This is a genomic window from Streptomyces ficellus, from assembly GCF_009739905.1.
Taxonomy (GTDB): Bacteria; Actinomycetota; Actinomycetes; order Streptomycetales; family Streptomycetaceae; genus Streptomyces; species Streptomyces ficellus_A.
On record NZ_CP034279.1, the window covers coordinates 6,956,268 to 6,978,270 of the forward strand.

Sequence of the window (22,003 nt, forward strand, 5' to 3'; positions counted from 1 at the left end):
GCCTCCCCAGCCGCTCCCCGTCCCCTCAGCCGTGTTTGCCCTCGATCAGGATCCGGACCAGCGCGACGGCCACGAGCGGAAGAAAGAAGAACTTCTCGGACACGAGGAGCCCGAGGAGCACCCATACGGCGAGTACGGCGGCGGCCGCGCCGCAGCAGGATCGGCTCACCGGCCGGCTCCCGGACGGGGCGTCGCCATCAAAGCCAGTGTTTCGAGGCGCTCCGGGAACGCACGGGTGCTTGCCACGATCGATTTCCTTTCCTGCGGGCCGCCATGACGCAACCCATGACGCAGCCCATGGTCGAACCGGGGACCTGTTTCGCCGGTTGGGCCGTCGGTACGTACATATCATCTGATCGAACGTGTGCGTGGTGGACGAAGGGGGAGTACCGCGATGGCGAGGACGGTTCGTCCGGCGGGGGTGCGGGCGGGGGCGGAGGCGCGAGCGCGGGCGGACGTGGTCGTCGTCGGGGGCGGGCCGGTCGGCATGCTGCTCGCCGCCGAACTCGCCGTTCGCGGCACCGACGTGGTCCTCCTCGAACACCGCACCACGACGTCCGAGCGGCCGAAGGCGACCACGCTCCACGCCCGGACCGTCCAGTGCCTGACCCGCCGGGGCTACCTGCCGCACCCGGCCCGCCGGACGGACGGCGACGACAACACCATGCCCTTCCACTTCGCCGGCATATCCGGCCTGGACATCACCGCCCCGCCCACCGAACCCGCCCCCATCCTCAAGGTGCCCCAGGCCGACATCGAGCGGCTCTTCGAGGCGCGGGCGCGGGCGGCCGGAGCCCGCGTCCTCCGCGGCCACGAGGTGGTGGACCTGGTGCAGGAGCCGAGCGCGGCGGACGGTTCACCGCAGGGGCCGGCCGGCGTGCGGATAGAGGCCGAGGGACCGGACGGTCCCGTGGTCCTTCACGCGCGGTACGCGGTCGGCGCCGACGGCGCGCGCAGCACGGTCCGGCGCCTGGCGGGCTTCGAGGCCGACACCTGGCCGGCGACCGTCACCGCGCTCATGGGCCAGGTGCGACTGCGCGAAGCGGACGCGCTTCCCCCGGGCTGGCACCGCACCCCGCGCGGCTGGCTCGTGGTCAAGGGCGCCCCCGGCGGCACCACGCACCTGCGCACACTCAGCCCCCGCCTGCCTCCCACCGACCGCGGAACGCCCCTGACCCTGGAGGAACTCAGCGAGGAGGCCTCCTACGTCGCCGGTCGCGACATCGCCATGACCGAGGGCCAATGGCTCAGCAGGTTCAGCGACTTCACCCGGCTCGTCCGCAGCTACCGCCGCGGCGCGGTCTTCCTCGCGGGTGACGCGGCGCACGTGCACTTCCCCGTGGGCGGCCAGGGGCTGTCCACCGGGCTGCTCGACGCGGTCGCCCTCGGCTGGACGCTCTCCCTCGCGGTGGCCCGGACCACCGGGATCGCCGGCGCCAGGGGGGACGCCGGCGCCCCGGAGGACGCGGCCGCCCCGGGCGGGGCCGGCGCAGAGCTGGACGCCCTGCTCGACTCGTACGACGCGGAACGCCGGCCCGTCGCCCGGCGCGTCATCGACAACACCCGCGCCCAAGTGGCCCTGATGCGCCCCGATCCCGCCCTGGACCCGCTGCGCGACCTCCTCGCCGGCATGTTCGCCTCGGGCGGCGGCGGTGACACCTTCGGCCCGATGATCAGCGCCCAGGACACCGTGCTCCCGGCGCGGTCACCGTCCTCCCGGGAAGGCACCTTCCTCCCCAACACCGTCCTGAGCACGACCGACGGCCCCATCGACGTCATCGGCCTGCTGCGGGAGGGAAAGCCGCTGCTGCTGCTCTTCCGGGAGGAGGGCGAACGCCACCTCGGCGCGGCACGGCCCTGGGGGAAGCACCTGCGGGTGGTCCGGTGCGCCCCCGCGCAAGAGATCGGGTACGCGGCGCTCCTCGTGCGCCCCGACGGGTACGTCATGTGGGCCCCGGACGGCGACGGGCTCGACACGGTGCTCGCCCGCACCTTCGGCCGGGCGGCGGGACGGGACGCTTGACGCCAAAGGGGCGCCCCGGCCGGGGCGGGAGGAGCGGTCAGCCGACGGGCTGACGCTCCAACGGCTCGGAGGAGGGCGGCTGCTCGGGCACGGGCGGCTGCTGGGCGGAGGCGGCGTCCAGCGACGCCAGGACGGCGGCTCCTCTCGTCCGGGAGAGGTCGATCGAGGCGAGGACGGACGAGAGCACCACGGTGGGGAGGACGTGACGCAGCAGCGCGCACACCCGGTCCGGCAGGTCCTGGTAGTCGCTGACGGCCTGCGACATGGCCTGGACCCCGGCGAAGCTGCCCACCAGCACCTCGGCGGTCTCGGCCGGGAGGACGTGGGGGAGCAGCTCCCCCTGCTGCTGCGCGTCGTGCAGCAGCTGGTCCACCACCTGCACCCAGCGCAGGAACGGCCCCGAACGGTCGAGCTCGTGCGCCTGCTGGTCCAGGGACAGCCGGACCCCGGCGCGCACCATGGGGTCGGTCTGGAGGCGGTGGGCGTGCAGCATGACGACGTCCACCAGCTCCTGCGTCCGGCAGGGCCGGCGAGGGACGACCAGCCGCTGGTCCTGTTCGGCGAGCACGCCCTGAGCCAGGTCGTCCTTGGACTCGAAGTGGAAGTACAGGGCGCCCTTGGTGACTCCGGCCTCGCTGAGGATCTCGGAGATGGTGGCCGCCTGGTACCCCCGCTGCTCGAACACCTTGGCCGCCGCGGACAGGATCGTCTGACGCGTACGGATGGCTCGGTCCTGCTTCGCCACTCTCGCCTCCTCCACGAGCTCTCGAACGGGGGCGGATCACCACCGCCCCAATAACAAACCGCTGGGTCTGTATCTTACAGTCCTCGATGGTTTCTGCTTCTGGCTGCGCACCCCTCCGGCAGCCAGGGTGGCTTGAAGTCGTCGCCCGGCGCAAAGGGGGCGCCGTCGACCATCCTCGCAGCTACCGGCCACCTGCCCGCTCGTCGGCGGACCATGGCCACGGACGGGTACGAGGGTGCCGCCGGGCGGTACGGGTTCGGCCGGCCCCGCTCAGAGCGACCGGGGAGGAGACGTCACCGTGGAGGTGAAAACGGGCTCGCCCTCCTGGTGGCCGGTCACGCGGACTCCGCGCCGGCCGGCCCCGGCCTCCGTCGCGGAGAGGACCGTGGCCTCCACCAGGCACGGCGCGTTCAGCTCCGCGTAGCGGGTGAAGTGGCTGGTAATGGCCATGGGCAGCAGGGCGGAGTCACCCAGGACCACGGCCGCCGCCTGGCGGGCGGACTCGATCAGGGCCATGCCCGGGACGTGGTCGACCGGGTGGTCGAAGAGCACGTGATGGCGGTCGTCGGTGCGCAGTTGCCAGCGCCCCGGCTCACCGGTGGGGGAGAGGACCACGTCCCGGGGCGAGACGCGCCCGACGCTCCGCGGCGGCACGGGCGGGCCCAGGGGTATGCGCGGCCGGCCGTCCTGGAGTCCGCGTCCCGTGCGCAGCCGCCGGTAGACGGCCGGGGGGACGCAGGTGTACGAGGCGGTTCCGGTGGCGGCGACATGCCCTTCCCGCCGGATCACCGCCGAGTAGCGCAGACCGGTCAGGCTGCCCCCGCGCCGCTTGACGTCGCTGCAGACGACGTCGATGTCGAGCGACGCGGGCGTGCCGCCGATCAGCAGGTGCTCCGGCTCGACGGCGTACTGCAGGTCCCACATCAGGAACTGGTGGCCGAGGGGGACGCCGAACTCCGTGTGGGCGAGGAGGCTACCGGCCTGGCGGATCGTTTCCGCCGCGAGCAGCGGGTCGTGGTGGGCGCCTATCGGGCTGTAGAAGCTGTGACCGCGGGGCCACTGCGCCGTGACCTCGAAGTGGGTGTCGCCTCTTCGCCGCCAGTCCGTGAGCATCACCTCGGCGACGGCGGCCCGGTGGACGAACTCCATGGGCACCGTGGTGGTGAGGGTGGGGAAGCGGTGGGCGGGCGGGCAAGGGGTCGTACCGGTCCCGCTGTCGTCGGCCGGTACGGAACTCAGAGGGCCCTCCGTCCGAAATGCGCTCGTAGTCATGTATCCCCCCAGGACGCACGGTGTACGACGGGCGACGCGCCTGTCGCTCCGGCCCCGAAGATACATACCAACCGGTTTAGTTGCTACCCGGTCCTTCGCAATGGGCATATGACGTGAGTACGGTGTGTAAGCGGCGCTGGTCCGTTATCGGGCATTTCCCGGTGCTGTGCGCACGCCTGAGGTGGCGTCAGTCGACGGTACGGGGGGCGGCTCCGTCACCGTCAGTCGGCGTCAAGGGCGTCGGGGGCGGTCCGAAACCCGGGACGCCGGGTGCCGGACGCCGTGCGGCCTCGCCCAACAGGTTCAATGGCCGACGTGTTCGGCGTCCGACTCCAGCGCCGCTTTCAGGCGCTCCAGCGTGGTGCGGATGTTGCGCCGCTGGAAGTCCGCGAACGTGTGTCCCCGGGTCGCGATCCGGTCGAAGGCGTGGGCGAGCGCGTCGGGCCACGCCCGCCGGTCGTCGGTCCAGGTCTCGGTCACCCGCGTACCGCCCTCCACGGGCTCGAAGCGGTACTCCCAGGTGGCGATCGCTCCCGGCAGCCGGGGCCGCCGTACCCCGATGGCGTGCACCCGGAACGCGAAGCGCTCACCGGCGTCGGCCGCCGTCACCGTGCACCGCGTCGTCCAGCTGAAGGCGCCGCGCTTGTTGTGCCCTTCGAAGACCATGCCCACGTACGTGCCGCCGCGTTCCCCGGGAATCGGCCCGCGGACCGTGGCACCACGGTTCTCGGGGCTCCAGCGGCCCATGGCCGTCGGGTCGCCGACCTTCTCGTACACGGTCATGGGGTCGGCGTTGATCACGATGCTGTCCGACACGGACATGGTGCGGGGCATGGCTGTGCCTCCTCGTCGCCGGCTGTCCCGTACAGCGCGGACCCCACACCCTACTCATCAGTAAGGAGGTGCGGCAGGGGCGGTACGGAGACGACGCGGCTCGCCCCCGGCCGGCCCGGCGGTTGTCGGCACCGGGCAGGGGGAAGGCTCGTGGCGCTCGCGGTGCCCGGCCGCGGGGCGCGTCGTGGAGGTGGGCATGGTCACAGCCGAACCCGTCGCCTTCGGTGGCCCCAAGGCCTGGAGCCGGGACACGGCGCGTGGAGACGACTGGCTGATCCGCCTGCCCGTTGAGTGGGCGGAGTCCCTCCGGGCCTTGACGCCGGCCGGAACCGCACCCGGCACCGGCACCGGGGCCGCACCCGCATCCGGAGCCGGAACCGCACCCGGAGCCGTTCCGCCACCCCTGCCGAGCGCTCTGCCGGCCCGAGTGGCGAGCCGGCTGCGCGACGGCCCCGGGGTCGTGGTGCTGCGCGGATGGCCGCTGGACGGCCGGAGCGAGGCGGAGTGCTCCGCCCTGGCCAGATGGTTCTGCGGCCACCTGGGCACTCCGCGACCGTCGGACACGGCCCAGGGGCACGTCATCGTCACCGCCCGCCTGCCGGCCGGCCACCCCGACGCGGCCCACGGGCCGGCGGACGACCGCGAGCTGGCGTTCCACACCGATCGCGCCGGCCCACCCGGCCCACCACGGCTCCTCGGGCTGCTGTGCGTGCGTCAGGCGGCGCACGGCGGCGAGTCCCTGCTCGCCAGCGGACACACCGTCCACGACCGGCTGCTCGTCCGCAACCCCACCGCGCTGCCGCGCCTCCACCAGGACTTCCACTTCGGCCGCGGCGACGGCTTCGACCGCGTCTATCCCGTCTTCCGCCGGGACCACCACCGTCTCCGGGTGCGGTACAACCGGCACTGGATCGGGCGCGGCCACCGGGAGGCCGCCGCGCCCCTGTCGCCCGCGGACCTGGCCGCGCTCGACGCCTTCGACGACGTCCTGGCCGATCCGGGTACCGCCGTCCGGATCCGTCTCCGTCCCGGGGACTTCCTGCTGCTGGACAACACGGCCGTCCTGCACGGCAGAACCGCCTTCGTGGACGCTTTGGACCCACAGCGCCGACGGTGCCTGGTCCGGGTGTGGGTGGACTGAGTGGCCGCGCCGCCGGGGGAGTACCGGACCAACACGAGGGAAGCCGGTTACAGCGTAGGAGGCAACGCATCTGGTACTGGTTCGGAAGGACCTGAGCCCTGCTCACCCCTGACGAGGAGAACGCATGTCCACGTACGTCATCACTGTTCCGGGCACCTTCCTCAGCGATCTGACGGACAGCGCACGAGTCGCCGTCGAACAGCGGCTGCGCTCGGCGGATCCGCACCGGACGGCTCTGGGGAAGCAGGAGGACCTGGACGTGCTCACCGTCAACGACAACGGCACGTTCAGCATCCACGTCGAGGTGGAGGCGGACGACAGCCGCACGGCCGAACGGCGCGCACGGGAAACCGCCGCGGGCGCACTGCGGGAGGCCGGCTACACCCCCGAGCAGGCGCCCCTCGGGCCGGCGGTGGTCACCGGCATCGACAACCAGGCCTGATCACCGCCGACCCGCGGCGCGCCACCGGACGGACTGCCTTCCACTGGCGCACCGACCATGGGCGGGTTGTGCTGATGGCATGGGATCGACGGCTTCTCGGGCACCAGCGGCTTTCTTAGGAAGGCGGGCCGGGGCGTTCGTCGCGGTGTCGATCGCCCTGTTCGCCATCCAGCTCGACTTCTTCGCGCTGAACCTCGCCATCCCCGGGATCGCCGAAGAGCTGGACGTGACGGTCTCGGCCGCCCAGTGGGCCCTGTCCGCCTACATGCTGGCCGTCGGCTGCCTCTTCATCGTGGGCGGCCGACTGGGCGACCTCCTCGGCCGCCGCCCGGTGCTTCTGAGCGGCACCGCCCTGTTCGCCGCCGCCTCCGTGGGCTGCGCCCTCGCGCCCACCCTGGAACTGCTCGTGATCGCCCGCGTGGTCCAGGGCGCGGGCGCGGCGCTGGTGTTCCCCGTGTCCGTCTCCGTCATCACCAACACCTTCCCCGAGGAGCGGCGCGCCCGGGCGCTCGGCGCGATGTTCGCGCTCGCCAACGTCGGTACGGCGCTCGGGCCGTTCGTCGGCGGCGGGTTCACCGACGGCCCCGGCTGGCGGTGGATCTTCTGGCTGCTGGCTCCGCTGAGCGCCCTCGCCCTCCTGATCGCCCTCCGTTATGTCCCCGACTCGCGCGACGAGTCCGCCCCCCGCCAGGTCGACCTGCCCGGCTGCCTGGCCGTCGTGATCAGCCTGGCCGCCCTGACGCTCGCCGTCGAGCGCGGCAGCGCCTGGGGCTGGGACCACGCGCGCACCCTCCTGCTGCTCGGTGTCGCCGTCGCCGCCGGCTGCCTCTTCGCGTGGCGGGAGCGCACCTGCCGGCACCCGCTCGTCGACTTCCGGCTCTTCCGCAACGTCCGCTTCGACCTGGTCACCGTCATGGGGTCGGTGTGCAACATGGGGTACGCGGTGACGGTCTTCCTCGCCACCCTCCAGCTGCAGCAGGTACGGGGGCTGTCCGCGCTGCTGGCCGGCACCGTGTTCCTGGCGCCCGCCCTCATGGTCGCCCTCTCCGGACCGCTCGGCGCATGGCTGTCCCTCCGCCTGCCGCCCACCACCGTGATGGCCCTCGCCGGGGCGGTCGCGGGCACCGGCATGATCGGCCTGAGTCTCGTCTGGGCCTGGTGGCTCTACCTGCCGGTCTTCACCTGGTGCGCCCTCGGCCTCGGCCTCGGCTGGACCTTCTCCAGCGTGGCCACCCAGCAGGTCGTGACACCGGCCCGCGCGGGCGAGGCCTCGGGCGTCGTCCTGACGAGCCTGGTGACCCTGGGGGCCATCGCCCTCGCCGCCGCTGCCGCCGCCATCACCGAACTCGTCCCCCGTACGGGTCCGGAAGCCGCCTACGACACCATCCTGAGGGTCGGCGGCGTCGTCATCCTGGTCGCCTCCGTCCTGGTGCTGCTCGTCCGCCGGTGGCTCGCCGCCCGCGGCGTCCTACCGCCCGGCGGTCAGGAGGCCGCGGGAAGCCACTTTGGGGGGTGACCCCAGGGGGCGGGGTGCTTCGAACGGTTCGCCGCGCGCCCTCCGGCTATCTCCGCCTCGCGCTGGGTAGCAATGCCGGCAGGCGAGAGGGGCGAGGTGCCAAGGGCGAGGGGAGAGCGGCATGCGGTGTCGGAGGGGCGGCCGGGCCGTGTTACGGCGACACTCGGGACGGGCGCGGACGGGCTCGTGCGGTGGCTGAGGGATGGCCGCCGGAAGAGGAGCCGGCCATGACCGTGCACACGACGGAGACACCTGAGATCACGACGACCGAGTGCCGGGCGTGCGGCGCGCAGGTGTCCGGTCTGAACGGGAGGTACGCCTGCGGCGTGTGCGGGTGGGTCAACGCCTGGTCCGAGGGCCACAGCGCGCTGCCCACCGCGGCGCAGGACCCCGACTACCCGGATCCGGCCACGGGCGCGGGCACGGCCTGAGCGCATGCCGGACCCCACCGGCCCCGACAGCGGGGCGGTGGGGTGGTGCGTACGAACGGGCCGTGGACGGGGTGCCGTTGTTACGGTCCGGCGGGCTCAGGCCGCCGGGGAGACCCGTGTCTGCAGGGCGGTCGCCTTGCGCAGGAGTCCCCTCGCGATGACCATCAGCATCGCGAACGAGGCGCCGACACCGACGGCCACGAGTGCGGCGGCCAGGGCGCCCAGCACGTCCATGCCGTCGTCGGGGGAGGGGATGTCGGCCAGGGCCAGGTGACCGGAGACCCCGAGCGCCAGCAGCGTCGCGGCGAGGGAGGACCCGATGATGGTGTCGACCCACCGGAAGGCCCCGGGCGTGAAGATCGAGCCGCGCTGGACCATCGTGAGCAGCCTCCAGAGCGCGACGAGCGCCACCTGGACACAGACGACGCCGACGATCGCCACCGCCACGTAGGGCGCGGTGAAGGGGGCGTAGGCGGGGAAGCGGTCGGCCTCGTCGGCCGCCGCCGTCGGAATGACGACGAACTGGCCGAACAGGCCGCCCAGTATCGCTACGGCGATGCCTGCCCGGAGTACCGCGATCAAGAGTGGCTGCATGGGTCGATTATCGAGACGTGTGATCTCAAGTCAACCCAACTTGGCCGATTTGCATACGCTTTGACGTCTTTCCGCTGAGGCACCCGGTCCAAGGCCGGGACGGAAAACCAGGTGACCGCGACGCCCGGTGACGGGCACCATCGCGGGGTCTCGCCGAGCCGTCGAGAACGGGAGCCGTGGGGAGAGGGCACATGGTGAAGCACGCTGAGGCGTCGGAGGAAGAGATCGCCCCCGGCATCCTGCGGAAACTCGACCGGGCGGTACGCACGGGAGAACTCGTGCGCATACGCCGCTCGATCGCGCACGCCGACCGGATCGAGGGCTTCGTCGTCGGTGTGAGCCCCGCCTGGACGCTGATCGCGCCCTGCTCGGACGTACAGATCGACGGATGGGCGGCCGTCCGTACCCCCGACATCGTCAAGGTGCGCCGACGGGGCGACGACACGTGCCTCACCGTCCGGGCGCTCCGCCGCCGCGGCCAGTGGCCGGTCCGGATGCCCGGGCGCGCCGTCCCGCTGGACGGGCCGGCCGCACTGGCGGAGAGCGCCGCCGACGGGTTCGGCCTGATCACGGTGCACGCCGAGCGGCGCCGGCCGGACGCCTGCTGGATCGGCGCCCTGACGGCGGTGCGTCGCGCGTCGCTGCGGGTGCGTGAGGTGGACCCCGACGCGCGTTGGCAGGACGACGTGACCACGTTCCGCTTCAAGGACATCACCCGGATCGACTTCGGTGGCCGCTACGAATCGGTTCTGCGGGAGTTCGCCGGTCCGGCTGCCCGCCCCGGGCCGCCCTCATCCGCTCGGCCAGGACGAACGTCACGCTGATGAGCAGCGCCCAGGCACCGAACTTGGTGAGCGCCACCGGCTCCCACCCGTCGAGCTGGTGGGGGTAGCTCCAGGCACCCACATAGGTGGCCGCGTTCTCGGCGACCCACAGGAAGAAGCCGATCAGGACGAACGACACGGCCAGCGGCATGCGGTAGCGGCGCCGGCCCACCGTGAACCCGACCCACGCCCCGGCGGTCACCGCGACCATCGCGGCGGCCAGCGGCCAGCGCAGGTCGGGCAGCCAGTGATGGGTGAAGAAGTTGACGTACACCGCGGCGGCGACGACGGCGGTCGCCGCCACGCGGTATCCGGTGAAGCGCAACTCGAACAGGTGCCACGCCCGGCAGACGTAACCGGCCACCGCGGCGTACATGAACCCGCCGTACAAGGGCACACCGGCGATCTTGGTCACCGCGTCCTCGGGATAGCTCCACGATCCCAGGCGCACCTTGACCAGCTCGAACAGCAGCCCCACGACATGGCACGCCGCGATCACCAGCGTGTCCCGCCGGCTCTCCCACCCCAGCCGGCGGGCGGCCCACGTCAGCAGCAGGCCGTAGACGAGTACCAGGTCGTACCGCGCGATGGGGAGCTCCGGCAGCGCCCGTGACACCGCGATACCGCCGAGGAGCGCCACCGCGTACGCGCAGCACCGCGCCTGGAGGACCGCGAACCTGGCCAGCTGACCCGCGCCGCTGAGGAATGTGTGCATGCCGGGAAGGACGCCGCAGGTCACGCGATGGTTCGCCGCTGCTGCGCTGCGTGCCGCCGGCCTCCTCACCACCACCCGCACGGGCCACTCGGTCCACCACGCGCGCACACCCCTCGCGGAGCTGCTCCTTGCCGGTGGGGCACGGAACTGAACGGCTCGGTGTGACAGGCGCGTTGGCCGCACATGCCGCCCCCCATCCGGCCGGGACCAACACACTGCGGCGCTCGGGAACAATCCGGCCCGCCCCCGCGTTCACCGAACGCCTGTAGCCCAGAACCGAGGGAGTTCCGTGCCCGAAACCGCGCCCATCACCGGCGTGACCGCCCTTCCGTCGCTCACCGTCCAGGCCGAGCGCCTGATCGAACGAGGGGTGCACGAGGTGGCGGGGATCGCCGCCGCCGACCTGCGCGCCTTCGCCGAGACCGCCGAGACCGCCGACGCCGCCGAGGCCGGGGCCGCCACGGAGGCCGGGAGCGGCGGCCGAACGCTGCTCGCCCTGCACCCGGACCGGGTGCCCGCCAGCGCCCTGGCGCCCCTGCTCCGCCGCGACGACAAGCCCGGGTTCGTGGTCGTCGACATGCCCGACGCCGACGACTTCGCGCCGCTCGACGGGCTGGAGCTGCCCGATGCCCCGTTCTACCTCGTCACCGGCCTCGACCGCGGCGACCACATGGCGAACTGGAGCCCGGACGAGGCCCTGCCCGCCCTCACCGAGGAGGGGCGCACCCCGCTGCTGCTCACCGAGGGGATCCACTGGGTGCTCCAGCAGCCCGAGGTGCTGGAGCGGAACCACTGCTTCATGACCATCGGGTCCCGCCTGCGCAAGGCCAACGGCACCCTGGACGCCCGTACGCCCGCCATCTGGATCAGCAACGGCACCGGGCGCGACGGCCGCGAGCGGCGCAACGCCCCCAAGGTCGGCTGGTGCTGGGCGGGCAACCGGCACACCTGGCTGGGCTTCGGCTCCGCCACGGGCCGCCGGCCCTGACCGACCGCCCGGGACGGCGGTGCCGCAGCTGACCGGGAGTTCAGCTGCGGCACTCCCCACACACCGGGCACGGAGGAGTGGACCGGCCCGACGCCGTGCGCCTGCCCGGCCCGGCGGGCGGCACACTGCGCCGGCCGGGTGATCCTCCGGCAAGCCGAACGCCACCGGACGCGCGGAGTGGTCCGCGTATCCGGTGGCGTTGCCGCGCAGGCCCCCTCCGTCGCCCTCAGGTGCCGGCGGGGCCGGTCATCTCCGCCAGCACGGTGCGCCAGTCCTCGCCCGGCCGCTCCCTCAGGGACGGGGCCAGACGGTCGGCCCGGTACCGCCAGTGATGGTCGAGATCCGGGTGGACCTCGTCCGTCTCATGGATGTCTGGGACCGCGCCCTCCCCGCCCGCGGGCAAGCCCTCGCGGCCGTCGGCGTGCAGCAGTTCGGCCAGGCGTGCCGTGAGGTCGTGCCACGACACATGACCGCCGACCGCGTTCGCCACCCCGTGCACGGGCGCGTCCAGGCACGAGGTCACGGCACGCGCCAGCGCCGCCGCGTGCACCCACGGCGCCCCGTACCAGGCGTGACCGTGCGCGCCCGGCCGCGGCAGGCGGAGGGGCCTGCCCTCCCGCACGGCCTGGTACAGCAGCCCGGTCGCCCCCCAGCGCAGCTGGTCGCGCAGCCGGTCGTGCGCGCCCCAGACCAGCGGCGAGCGTACGGCGCTGGCCCCGCCCCGGCCCGCCGTACCGGCCGCGCCCAGCAGCAACCGCTCGCAGTCCAGCTTGGCCTGGCCGTACGGGCTCAGCGGCCGCCGTGACGGCGACTCCTCCGCCACGTCGTCGTCCGCGGGATGCCCGTAGGCGTCCACGCTGCTGACGAAGACGAACGGACCACGCCGCCAGGCGTCGACCATCGCCTCCATGGCCGCCACGTCCACCTCGGGACGGGTGAACGTGCACGCCGCGTGAATGACGGCGTCGGCCTCCGCGACGGCGGCGCGCAGCCCGTCCAGGTCGGCGAGGTCACCCTCGACGACGTCCACCCCCTCCCCGGCGACCAGGTGCGCGGACTCCGGCCGGGCCAGCGCGAGCACCGGGCGGCCGCGGGCGGCCAGTTCCCGCAGGACGAACGCTCCCACGCCTCCGGTACCGCCGGTGACCAGGACCGTCCCCTCGCGCGCGCCCCGCGGGCGTGCCGCGCCCCTGGACCGGGCCGCGCCCCCGGTACAGGCAGTGTCCCGGGACGTCGCCGTGGCGGCGCGCTCCGCCTCCCGGCCCGCCAGCAGGGCGACCACCGCCCGCGGGGTGCGGGCCTGGAGGATGTCCAGGCCGGTCAGCGGGAGCTTAACGGTCCCGCGCAGCGCCTCGGCGAGCCGTACCGCGCTCAGCGAGTGCCCGCCGAGGACGAAGAAGTCGTCGTCCGGACCCGGCGCCGGGCACCCCAGCTCCCGGGCGAACGCCTCGGTCACGGCCTCGGCGACCGGCCCCGCGGTCGCGGTCGCGGACGGCAGACCCGGCAGCCGGGACAGATCCGGCGCGCCCTGGGCGGTACGGGGCACGGCGTCCAGCAGGGTCACCGTGACGGGCACCAACTCCGGCGCCAGGGCCCTTCGCAGAGCCGACCGCAGTTCGGCGCGCGAGGGCCCGGTGACGTCCGCCAGGACCGCGTAGGCCAGCAACTGCCCGCCGCCCGAGGCGTGCGGGGCGGTGACGGCGACCGCCTCGGAGACCCCCGGATGCGCCCGCAGCAGTTCCTCCGCCGGGTGCGGTTTCCCGCCGTTGGAGCCACGGTCGGCAACACCGCCACCGGTGCCGGCCGACGCCGGTTCGGGGCTCGCCGCCGTCACCGCCACCGCCGGCAGCCGGGACAACACCGATCCCGGGTCGGCGGCCACCGCGGTGAGGAGCGCGGCGAAGCCCTCGGCGAGCGCGCGCCCAGCCGCCTCGTCCACCGCCGTACGGCTGAACTGGACGAGGGCGGCGGGACCGGCCGTGTCGAGCAGGCCGAACGACAGGTCGAACTTGGCCTCGCCGACACCGACGTCCACGTACGTGCCCTCCGCGCCGGGCAGCCGCAGCGCCGTCGGCTCCCCCAGGACGTCCGCCGTCACCCGCACCAGCGCCGTACCGCCGGCGTCCCGCGCGGCCGCGCCGAGGCGCTCCACCACGAGGTCGAACGGCACATCGCGGTGGTGCTGGGCCTCCAGGAGCGCGTCCCGTACCCGTTCCACGAGGACGGTGAACGCCGGGTCGCCGGACGTGTCGACGCGTACGGGCAGCGTGTTGACGCACAGGCCGACCAGCTCGCGCATGTCCGTGCCCCTGCGGTGCGTTCCCGCCACACCGATGAGCAGGTCGTCCTCGCCGGTCATGCGGTGCAGGGTGGCGAACGCCGCGGCCAGCGCCACCGCGAACAGGGTCGCCCGGTGCGCCGCGCCGAGTGCCCGCAGGGCGTCCGGCACGCCCGTGGCGAGCGGCACCGACACCGCCTGCGCGGGTTGGGCGTGCGCGTCGGCGGGCGGGAGCGCGGGGCCGGGGAGCGGCGGCGGCACCGCGCCTTCGAGGCGACGGGCCCAGTGGCGCAGCCCCTCCTCGAACCGGTCGGCGGCCTCGTGCTCACGGCGGGCGAAGTCCGCGTAACGCAACGGTGGTGTGAGCGGCTCGGCGGCCCCACCGTCGCGCGCGGACGCGTACAACCGTGTGAGTTCTGAGGCGATGACCTCCAAGGAGGCGCCGTCGACCGCGATGTGATGGAAGGTCAGCAGAACCGTGTGGTCCTCCTCGCCGTGCCGCAGCACCAGCAGCCGCGGCAGGGGCCCGGCGGACAGGTCGAACGGCCGGCGTGCCTCCTCGGCCAGCAGGCCGGCGGCGCGGTCGGGAGCCACCTCGACGACACGTGCGCCGATCGCGTCCGGCGCCGGCAGCACTTCCTGGCAGGGCTCGCCGTCGCGCTGCACGTACCGGGTGCGCAGGATCTCGTGGCGCCGTACGAGCGCGGTCAGCGCGGTGCCCAGCGCGCCGACGTCCAGCGGGCCCCGCAGCCGGGTGGCGAAGGGCACGTTGTAGGACGCCGCGCCCTGACCGAGCCGGTCCATCAGCCACATCCGGCGCTGGGCCCGGGACAGCGGCGCGGGGCCCCGCCCGCCCGCTGCGTCCGTCCCGTCGGCCTCCGTCTCGTCGGCCTCCGTCTCGTCGGCCGGCGTAGCGGCGGGCGCCTCGGTGGGTGTCCCGGCGGAACGGCCACCTGCCCGGCGGCGCGCCCGCCGCAGCAGTTCCTCCTGGAGCGCCAGGGCGGAGGCCGTCGGGGTGTCAGCGGACATCGTGGTCCTCCTCGGCGCTCGGGCGCAGATCGGCGTGGTCGGCGAGCAGGGCCCGCTCGACCAGGGCGGCCTGGCCGGCCACCGTGGGCTCGGCGAAGAAGTCGGCGAGCGCCAGCTCGACACCGAGTTCCTCGCGCAGGTCGTCCGTGACGACGAGGGCGAGCAGGGAGTGCCCGCCCAGGGACAGGAAGTCGGCGTCGGGCCGGGTGACCTCACGGCCCAGCGCCCGGCTCCACACCTCGGCGACCGCCTGCTGGAGCGGCGTCAGGGGCGTCTGCGGCACGGCGACCGGCGAACCGGCCCCGTTCCCGGCGGCGAGGTCCGCGAGACCGCGGCGGTCGACCTTCCCCGACGAGGTGAGCGGCAGCCGGTCGACGATCGTCACCTCGTCGGGAACGAGGTGGGCGGGCAGCGTCGCGGCGAGGCGGTCGCGCAGCACCCCGGGCCGGGGCACGGGGCCGGGCGCCGCCACCACGAAGGCGACGAGGCGGGCCTCGTCCGGCGTCGGCCGGTGCACGCCCACCGCCGCGTCGTCCACGTCCGGCTGGTCGCGCAGCACGTGCTCGACCTCGCCGGGCTCGATGCGGAAACCACGCACCTTCACCTGGTCGTCGGTCCTGCCGTGGAAGTCCAGGACACCGTCGGGCCGTACGGAGACGAGGTCGCCGGTGCGGTACAGCCGGCCCGTCCCCGGGCGGTCCACGAACCGCTCCGCGGTCAGCGCGGGACGGCCGGTGTACCCGGACGCCACCCGGCTGCCGCCGATCCACAACTCGCCCCGCGCGCCCACCGGGACGGGCGCCCCGGTGTCGTCCAGGACGTGCGCGGTCGCGCCCGCGACCGGCCGGCCGATCGGCACCTGGCCGTCGCAGTCCGCGTCGGTGACCCGCTGCGCGGTGGCGAACGTGGTCGTCTCGGTGGGCCCGTACCCGTTGACCAGTTCCAGCCACGGGAACGCCCGCAGGACCCGCCGGGCGTGCTGGGCGGACAGCGCCTCCCCGCCCACCACGACCGTCCGCAGCACGGAGAACACCCGGGAGCGCCGGGCGGCGAGCTGGTGGAACAGGGCGGTGGTGAAGAAGGCGACGGTCGCGCCGTGCCGCTCCACGTGCTGCGCCAGGTCCTCCAGCGAAGGCCGTTCGACGGTGCACACCACCACGGCGGCACCGTTGGCGAGGGCCCCCCACACCTCGAACGTCGACGCGTCGAAGGTCATGGGGGAGTGGAAGAGCACCCGGTCGCGGGGTGTGAGGGTGACGTAGTCCGGCGCGGACAACAGCTCCGCCACCGCCCGGTGCGGTATGAGGACGCCCTTGGGACGCCCGGTCGAACCGGAGGTGAACATGATGAACGCCGCCGCGTCGGGGCCGCTCGCGCACGGGGACGCGGACGGGGACGGGGCCGACATCGGCTCCTCCGCCGGGAGCGCGAGGACCCGGCCCGTGAACGCCGCCGTCTCGAGGAGCTTGCCGTCACCGACGGTCAGGGTGACGCCCGCGTCGGCGGCCATCGACTCGGAACGGGGGCGCGGATGCGCCGGATCGAGCGGTACGCAGGTGGCGCCGGCCCACCACAGGGCGAGCTGGGCGACGACGGTGCGCGCCGAGCGCGGCATCAGCAGCGCCACCCGGTCACCCGGGCGGACACCGTGCTCGTGCAGGTGGGCCGCGAGGGCCCGGGCCCAGGTGACGAGCCGCCCGTAGGTGAGCGTGGTGTCGCCGTCGGCCACGGCCAGGGCCTCGGGGGTCCGCTCCGCGTGCCAGGCCACGAGGGCGGGCAGTCCGGCCCCGGCGTCGGGCCGCGGACCGGTGGAGGCGGAGGACGGGACGTGCTCAGCGGTCAGGGTGGTCATGTCAGGCTCCGGCCTCTCGCGCGGCTTCCCTGCGGCTGTCGACGAGCGCGGCGACGGCCCGCAGGTCCGGCTGGCGCAGGAGCTGCGGCGCGCGCAGGCGCACCCCGCTCTCCCGCTCGATGATGGTCAGCAGCCGGGCGGCGACGATCGACGTGCCGCCCGCCTCGGTGAAGTTGTCGGCGAGCGTCGTCCCGGGCCGCCCGAGGAGGTCGCGTACGGCGTCGAGGACGATGCGCTCGCCCGGGGTGGAGGGGGCGGGCGCGCCGGAGGCCGGGGCGCCCTCCGGGTCGGGGCCGGCCGCCTGCCGGGTCAGCTCCGCCCGGTCCACCTTGCCGTTGGCGTCGAGCGGGAACGTGTCGACGACCCGTACGGCCGAGGGCACCGCCTGCTCGGGGAGCCAGGCCCGTACCGCCGTCAGAAGCGCGTCGCCGGAGGTGGCGGCGTGGTCCGCGGCGAGCCGTACGTACGCCACCAGGCGCGTGCGGCCGTCGGGGGTGCGCGGAGCGGTGACGACGGCGTGCAGTACCGCCGGGTCCTGCTCCAGCGCGGCCTCGACCTCGGCGGGCTCGATCCGCACCCCGCTGACCTTGACCTGCTCGTCGAGGCGGCCGAGGAACTCCAGCACGCCGTCCGCCCGCATCCGGACGCGGTCGCCGGTGCGGTACAGCCGGTCCGTACCCGCCAGTTCGAACCCGGTCACGTGCGCGGCCGCGTTCGTGCCCGTGCTCGCGTCCGTGTCTGTGGTCGCGCCCGTGCTCGTGCTCGTGGTCGCGTCCGCGCGGGTGGTGAAGCGCCGGGCGGTCAGCGCGGGATCCAGGTACCCGATCGCGAGACCATCGCCGCCGATGCGCAGTTCGCCCTCCTCGCCGCGTGCCACGGGCCGGCCCTCGGCGTCGGTGACCACGACGGTCACGCCCGGCACGGGGGTGCCGATCGGCGGGGCGCCGGACCCTTCCGCCTCGGCGCCGGCGGCGCGCATGGTGTGAACGGTGGTGACGACGGTGGCCTCGGCGGGCCCGTAGGCGTTGTGCACCGTCGTGGTCACATCGGCGCCCGGACGGCGGCGCATCCGGTCGCCACCGACGATCAGGTGGCGCAGGCCGGTCAGGCTCCGCGGCCAGGGCTGCTCCAGGAGCGGTTCGACCATCGGGGTGGCGGCGACCGCCACGGATATCGCGCTGTCGCGCCACCAGCCGGTGAGCAGGGCGGTGTCCCAGCGGACGTCGTCGGGCGCGGGGACGAGGGCCGCCCCCGACGTCAGCCCGGCCCACAACTCCATCAGGTGCGGGTCGAACGCGACGCCGATGAGCAGGGACTGCCGGTCGCCCGGCGCGAGGCCGGTCTCGGCGCGGTACCAGTCGAGCAGCGTGGCGAGGGCCGGCTCGGCCACGGCGAGCGCCTTGGGCCTGCCCGTGGAACCGGACGTCAGCACGGCGTAGAACGCCCCGCCGGGTGCGCGCAGACCGCTGTCGGTACGCGCCGGGGTGAGGGCCGCCACCACGGCGCCGGTCGCGTTGACGCCTTCCCGCGGCAGACCCAACTCGATGTGCTCGGCCTCCCGGTGCCGGGCGGGGAGGAGAGCGGGGTCACCGACCAGGCAGGCGACGTCCAGGTCCTCGGTGACGGCGGCCAGGCGTCGTTCACCGGGGCGCGGGCCCAGGGGCAGGTACACCGCGCCGAGCCTGGCGATCGCCACGGCCGCCACGACGAGCGCGGCGGAGCGGTCCAGGCACACTCCGACCAGGTCACCCGTGCCGACCCGGTCGCGCAGGGCGGTCGCGACGTCGTCGGCGGCCGCGTCGATCTGCCCGTACGTCCAGGTGTGGGCACCGTCGATCACGGCAGGAGCGTGCGGGGCGAGTCGTACCCGCTCCTCGAACAGCGCGAGCACGCCGGCCGTTGCGCCACCGGAGGGCTCGGCGCCGTGAGCGATGCTCAGCAGCTCGGTCCGCTCGGGCTGCCCGGGCGTCTCCAGCGGGTCCGTCGGCCGGGCGGGAGAGAGGGTTGTCGGCTGGGTCATCACGACTCCGTCGAAGTGGCGGTGGCAGTGGCAGTGGCAGGGGTGGCGGTGGCGGCGAGCGCGCCGGCCTGGTCGGCGAGCACCGGGTTGCGGAAGAAGAGCCGCATCGGCGGGCGGTGCCCGAGCCGCGGCTCCAGCCATGCCGCCAACTGCGCGGCGAGCAGCGAGTGTCCGCCGGCCTGGAAGAAGTCGGTCGTTCCACCGAAGCGGTCGTGCTCCAGCACCGTGCGCCAGCCCTCGGCCAGCAGCACGCTCATCGGGTCGTCCGGCAGGCCGCCCGCGTCGCCCGACGGTCCCGCCGTCACCTCGCCCGTGTCCGCGGCGCCGGGGGCGCTCTCCGCGCCGACGGCCGTCCCGGCCGGGGCCGCGCCGAGTTCCGTCGCCTTCCGCAGCAGGGCGGTACGGTCCGGCTTGCCGCCGGCGAGCACGGGCACCGAGTCGAGGCGTACCCAGCGACCCGGGACGAGGGCGGCCGGCAGGCGCCGCCCGAGCTCCGTGTGGAACGCACGCTCGTCCCACGCCCCGGGCTCGTCCGGGCCTTCCAGGAAGCCGACCAGCCGGGGCCCGCCGGCGGCCTCGCGGTCCAGGACCACGGCACAGGACCGTCCGCCGAGCACCGCGGAGGCGGTCGCCTCGATCTCCTCCAGCTCGATCCGGTAGCCGCGCAGCTTGACCTGGTTGTCGCGGCGGCCGAGGAAGTACAGCAGTCCGTCCAGGCCCCGGTAGCCCAGGTCACCGGTGAGGTAGACCCGTTCGCCGCCGAGGGCGTCGAGGCGTACGAACCGGGCGGCCGTGGTCTCCGGGTTGCCGACGTACCCCTCGGCGAGCCCGGCACCGGCGATCGCCAGTTCACCCACGGCACCGGCCGGCAGCGGCCGGTGGTGCTCGTCCAGGACGTGGACCCGCTCGCCGGGCAGCTCGCTCCCGAGCGGCACCTCAGCCCCGTCGGCCAGGGCCTCCGGCACGATGCGGTGGACGGTCGAGCTGATGGCCGCCTCGGTGACGCCGTAGACGTTGAGCACCGTGGCGTCGGTGTCCGCGAGGAAGGCGCGCAGCGCGTCGGCCGGGATGCGCTCACCGCCGAGCACGAGCAGTCGCGGCGACCAGCGGCCCTCGCGCAGGGCGGGGCGCAGGTCCTCCCGGGTGGCGAGGAAGTAACTGGTGGGGAGGTTGGCCACGGTGACCCGGGCGTCGGCCAGCAGCTCCGCCAGCTCGGTTCCCGTGGGGACCTCGCGCTCGGGGACGACGAGGCACGCCCCCGCGTGCAGGGACGGCAGCACCTCCTCGAGGGACACGTCGAACGACGGCTGGGCGAACAGCAGGACCCGGTCGCCGTGGCGCAGGCCGAACCGGTCGGCCATCCCCGTCATGTGGTGCACCAGCGCCGCGCGGCCCACGGCGACCGGCTTCGGCGTGCCGGTCGAGCCGGAGGTGTGGATGATGTACGCGGTGTCCGGGACGACCTCGGCGGCGTGCGCCCGCGGCAGTTCCGGCGCGTCGACCGTGGCGGCCGGCAGCTCCTCGGGGACGGTCACCGGGTGTTCGGCCGAGGTGAGGACCAGGGCGGGAGCGAGCCGTCGCAGCAGCAGGTCGAGCCGGGCGGGCGGGTCCGACGGGGAGAGCGGGCAGTGGACCGCCCCGGTCCGGAGGCAGGCGAGCAGGGTGACGACCGCGTCGGCGCCGCGCGGCAGCACCGCCGCCACCGGCTGACCGGCGGTCACTCCCGCCGCCCGCAGACGCTCGGCGAGGGCGGTGACCCGTGCGTCGAGGTCGCCGTAGGTGAGGCGCCGGGCACCGGTGAGCAGCGCGGGCAGCGACGCGTCATGACCGGCGAGCGGGTCGAACGGAGCGTTCGGGTCGAACGATGCACCCGAGCCCGGCGGGGCGGTCGGTTCCTGCGATGCACCCGCGTCGAGCGATGCACCCGCGTCGGGCGATGCACCCGGGTCCGCGGGCGCGAGGTCCGCCAGCGCGGCGCCCGGCGTGTCGAGGTAGGCCCGCAGCAGGTCCAGGAACCGGCCCGCGAGCAGCCGGACCACGTCCTCGCCGAACATGTCGGCGTCGTAGTCCCAGACCAGGGTCATGCCGGCGGCACCGTGCCGGACGCCGACACCGCGCCGGTCGTCGGGCAGCAGCACGACGTCCAGGTCGAACCTGGTGGTGCCGGTGTTGAAGCCCTCGAACAGGGTGATGTCCAGGCCAGGCACGTCGATCTCGGGCAGCTCGGCGTCATGGGCGCTGAACATCACGTCGAACAGCGGGTTGTCGGCCCCCGACGTGTGCAGGCCGAGCGCGCGGGTCAGTTCCTGCACCGGCACGTCCTGGTACGGCAGCGCGCGGATGAGGACGTCGGTCACCTCGTCCATCGTGTCCTCGGCCGGGGCGGCCGGTTCCAGCCGCAGCGGGAGGGGGATGGTGTTCACGAACATGCCGACCGTCTGCTCGTGCCCGCGCGGCCGGTTGCCCACCGCGGTGCCGACGACCAGCTGCGAGCGGCGGCCGTGGCGGCGGAGCAGTTCGGCGAAGAGACCGAGGAGTGTGGAGAACGGGGTCAGGCCGCGGGCGCGGGTGTGGTCGCGCAGCCGTTCGGCCAGGTCCGCGCCGATCGACTGACGGAGCTGGCCACCGTGGTGCCGGCGCCGGGTGCCGGGCCGGGCGAGGCCCGGCAGCGGCATGTCGTAGGACAGGCCCTTCAGCTCGGAGGTCCAGAAGTCCAGTCCGGCGCCGCGCTGTTCGTCCCGCTTCCCCGGCTCCTGTGCTTCGACGTGGTCGGCGTAGGAGGGCGCGGGCGGCAGGGTGACCGGCTCGCCCAGGACGTGGCCCCGGTAGACGCGGAACACGTCGTCGAGCAGGATCGCGAACGAGTGGCCGTCGTGGATCAGGTGGTGCTCGACATGGACGAGCCGGTGGTGCTCGTCGCCCAGACGGACGAGCGTCCAGCGGATCAGCGGCGCCTCGTAGGTGTCGAGCGGGGTCTCCGCCTCCGTGCGCAACAGCTCCTGGAAGGCCGCCTCGGGGTCGGTGGCCGTGGTCAGGTCGACGGTACGGAGCCGGGGCTCGCAGCGCTCGGCGACCCGCTGGCCGGGCACGGCGCCGGTGACGGCGACCAGTTCGAGGCGGAGGCCGGCGTGCCGGTCGAGTGTGGCGGCGAGGCCGAGGCGCAGCGCGTCGGTGTCGAGCGGGCCCCACAGGTCGAGCGCGGCGGTGAAGTTGTAGGCACGGCTGCCCGGTTGCACCTGTTCGTGCAGCCAGACGATCTCCTGCGAGGAGGAGAGCGGAAGCATGAGCGATCCCTGGGG

At 74.3% G+C, this 22,003-nt stretch carries 18 protein-coding genes; 8 read left to right on the forward strand and 10 right to left on the reverse strand.

The annotated features are described in order from the left end of the window. Nucleotides 1–25: 25 nt before the first annotated feature. Nucleotides 26–169, reverse strand: coding sequence for a hypothetical protein (locus tag EIZ62_RS31275; protein ID WP_156696021.1), 144 nt, complete (start codon nt 167–169; stop codon nt 26–28). A 225-nt stretch (nt 170–394) separates the two neighbouring features. Here EIZ62_RS31275 and EIZ62_RS31280 point away from each other — a divergent pair, with 225 nt between their 5' ends. Next, nucleotides 395–2,023 (forward strand): FAD-dependent monooxygenase, encoded by a 1,629-nt coding sequence (locus EIZ62_RS31280; protein ID WP_156696022.1) that lies wholly within the window; start codon nt 395–397, stop codon nt 2,021–2,023. Nucleotides 2,024–2,060: 37 nt separating this feature from the next. On the opposite strand, the gene EIZ62_RS31285 is transcribed toward EIZ62_RS31280, so the two are convergent. The 3 genes from EIZ62_RS31285 to EIZ62_RS31295 form a co-directional block, all read right to left on the reverse strand. Continuing rightward, nucleotides 2,061–2,768, reverse strand: a complete 708-nt coding sequence (locus EIZ62_RS31285; RefSeq protein ID WP_156696023.1) for a ScbR family autoregulator-binding transcription factor — start codon at nt 2,766–2,768, stop codon at nt 2,061–2,063. A gap of 270 nt (nt 2,769–3,038) precedes the next feature. Continuing rightward, the gene (locus tag EIZ62_RS31290) at nt 3,039–4,040 is read right to left on the reverse strand and encodes a ScbA/BarX family gamma-butyrolactone biosynthesis protein (RefSeq protein ID WP_156696024.1); all 1,002 of its coding nucleotides are present in this window, start codon (nt 4,038–4,040) and stop codon (nt 3,039–3,041) included. 303 nt (nt 4,041–4,343) lie between these two features. Beyond that, nucleotides 4,344–4,874: an SRPBCC family protein gene (locus EIZ62_RS31295; RefSeq protein ID WP_156696025.1), complete on the reverse strand. Its 531-nt coding sequence runs from the start codon at nt 4,872–4,874 to the stop codon at nt 4,344–4,346. A 196-nt stretch (nt 4,875–5,070) separates the two neighbouring features. Between EIZ62_RS31295 and EIZ62_RS31300 the strand changes: the two genes are divergently transcribed. From EIZ62_RS31300 to EIZ62_RS31315, 4 genes are all read left to right on the forward strand, one after another. Next, nucleotides 5,071–6,015, forward strand: a complete 945-nt coding sequence (locus tag EIZ62_RS31300) for a TauD/TfdA family dioxygenase (RefSeq protein ID WP_156696026.1) — start codon at nt 5,071–5,073, stop codon at nt 6,013–6,015. Nucleotides 6,016–6,139: 124 nt separating this feature from the next. Continuing rightward, complete coding sequence (locus EIZ62_RS31305) at nt 6,140–6,457, forward strand: hypothetical protein (protein ID WP_156696027.1); 318 nt, start codon at nt 6,140–6,142, stop codon at nt 6,455–6,457. A 145-nt stretch (nt 6,458–6,602) separates the two neighbouring features. Beyond that, on the forward strand, nt 6,603–7,973 hold the full coding sequence (locus tag EIZ62_RS31310) for an MFS transporter (RefSeq protein ID WP_167536452.1): 1,371 nt from the start codon (nt 6,603–6,605) through the stop codon (nt 7,971–7,973). A 227-nt stretch (nt 7,974–8,200) separates the two neighbouring features. Next, entirely contained in the window at nt 8,201–8,404 is a 204-nt protein-coding gene (locus tag EIZ62_RS31315) for a hypothetical protein (RefSeq protein WP_156696029.1), read from the forward strand. A 96-nt stretch (nt 8,405–8,500) separates the two neighbouring features. Here the strand turns inward: EIZ62_RS31315 and EIZ62_RS31320 are convergent, their stop codons facing one another. Continuing rightward, nucleotides 8,501–8,998: a DUF2975 domain-containing protein gene (locus EIZ62_RS31320; protein ID WP_156696030.1), complete on the reverse strand. Its 498-nt coding sequence runs from the start codon at nt 8,996–8,998 to the stop codon at nt 8,501–8,503. Nucleotides 8,999–9,189: 191 nt separating this feature from the next. Here EIZ62_RS31320 and EIZ62_RS31325 point away from each other — a divergent pair, with 191 nt between their 5' ends. Next, nucleotides 9,190–9,822, forward strand: a complete 633-nt coding sequence (locus EIZ62_RS31325; protein ID WP_156696031.1) for a hypothetical protein — start codon at nt 9,190–9,192, stop codon at nt 9,820–9,822. Here EIZ62_RS31325 and EIZ62_RS31330 read toward each other — a convergent pair. After that, nucleotides 9,710–10,537 (reverse strand): DUF817 domain-containing protein, encoded by an 828-nt coding sequence (locus EIZ62_RS31330; RefSeq protein ID WP_156696032.1) that lies wholly within the window; start codon nt 10,535–10,537, stop codon nt 9,710–9,712. The two genes, EIZ62_RS31325 and EIZ62_RS31330, sit on opposite strands and share 113 nt — an antisense overlap. On the opposite strand from EIZ62_RS31330, the gene EIZ62_RS31335 reads away from it, so the two are divergent. Both EIZ62_RS31335 and EIZ62_RS31340 read left to right on the forward strand, forming a co-directional pair. Next, nucleotides 10,536–10,688, forward strand: a complete 153-nt coding sequence (locus EIZ62_RS31335) for a hypothetical protein (RefSeq protein ID WP_156696033.1) — start codon at nt 10,536–10,538, stop codon at nt 10,686–10,688. The genes EIZ62_RS31330 and EIZ62_RS31335 overlap by 2 nt on opposite strands. Nucleotides 10,689–10,826: 138 nt before the next feature. Beyond that, nucleotides 10,827–11,525: a DUF5701 family protein gene (locus EIZ62_RS31340; RefSeq protein WP_156696034.1), complete on the forward strand. Its 699-nt coding sequence runs from the start codon at nt 10,827–10,829 to the stop codon at nt 11,523–11,525. Nucleotides 11,526–11,751: 226 nt separating this feature from the next. Here the strand turns inward: EIZ62_RS31340 and EIZ62_RS31345 are convergent, their stop codons facing one another. The 4 genes from EIZ62_RS31345 to EIZ62_RS31360 are packed head-to-tail and all read right to left on the reverse strand — an operon-like array spanning nt 11,752 to nt 21,988. After that, on the reverse strand, nt 11,752–14,832 hold the full coding sequence (locus tag EIZ62_RS31345; protein ID WP_156696035.1) for a condensation domain-containing protein: 3,081 nt from the start codon (nt 14,830–14,832) through the stop codon (nt 11,752–11,754). Further along, nucleotides 14,822–16,684 (reverse strand): non-ribosomal peptide synthetase, encoded by a 1,863-nt coding sequence (locus tag EIZ62_RS31350; protein WP_156696036.1) that lies wholly within the window; start codon nt 16,682–16,684, stop codon nt 14,822–14,824. The genes EIZ62_RS31345 and EIZ62_RS31350 overlap by 11 nt, the downstream gene beginning before the upstream one ends. Nucleotide 16,685: 1 nt before the next feature. Beyond that, on the reverse strand, nt 16,686–18,704 hold the full coding sequence (locus EIZ62_RS31355) for a non-ribosomal peptide synthetase (RefSeq protein WP_156696037.1): 2,019 nt from the start codon (nt 18,702–18,704) through the stop codon (nt 16,686–16,688). Continuing rightward, nucleotides 18,704–21,988 (reverse strand): non-ribosomal peptide synthetase, encoded by a 3,285-nt coding sequence (locus EIZ62_RS31360; protein WP_156696038.1) that lies wholly within the window; start codon nt 21,986–21,988, stop codon nt 18,704–18,706. Before EIZ62_RS31360 ends, EIZ62_RS31355 begins: the two co-directional genes overlap by 1 nt. Nucleotides 21,989–22,003 lie beyond the last annotated feature (15 nt).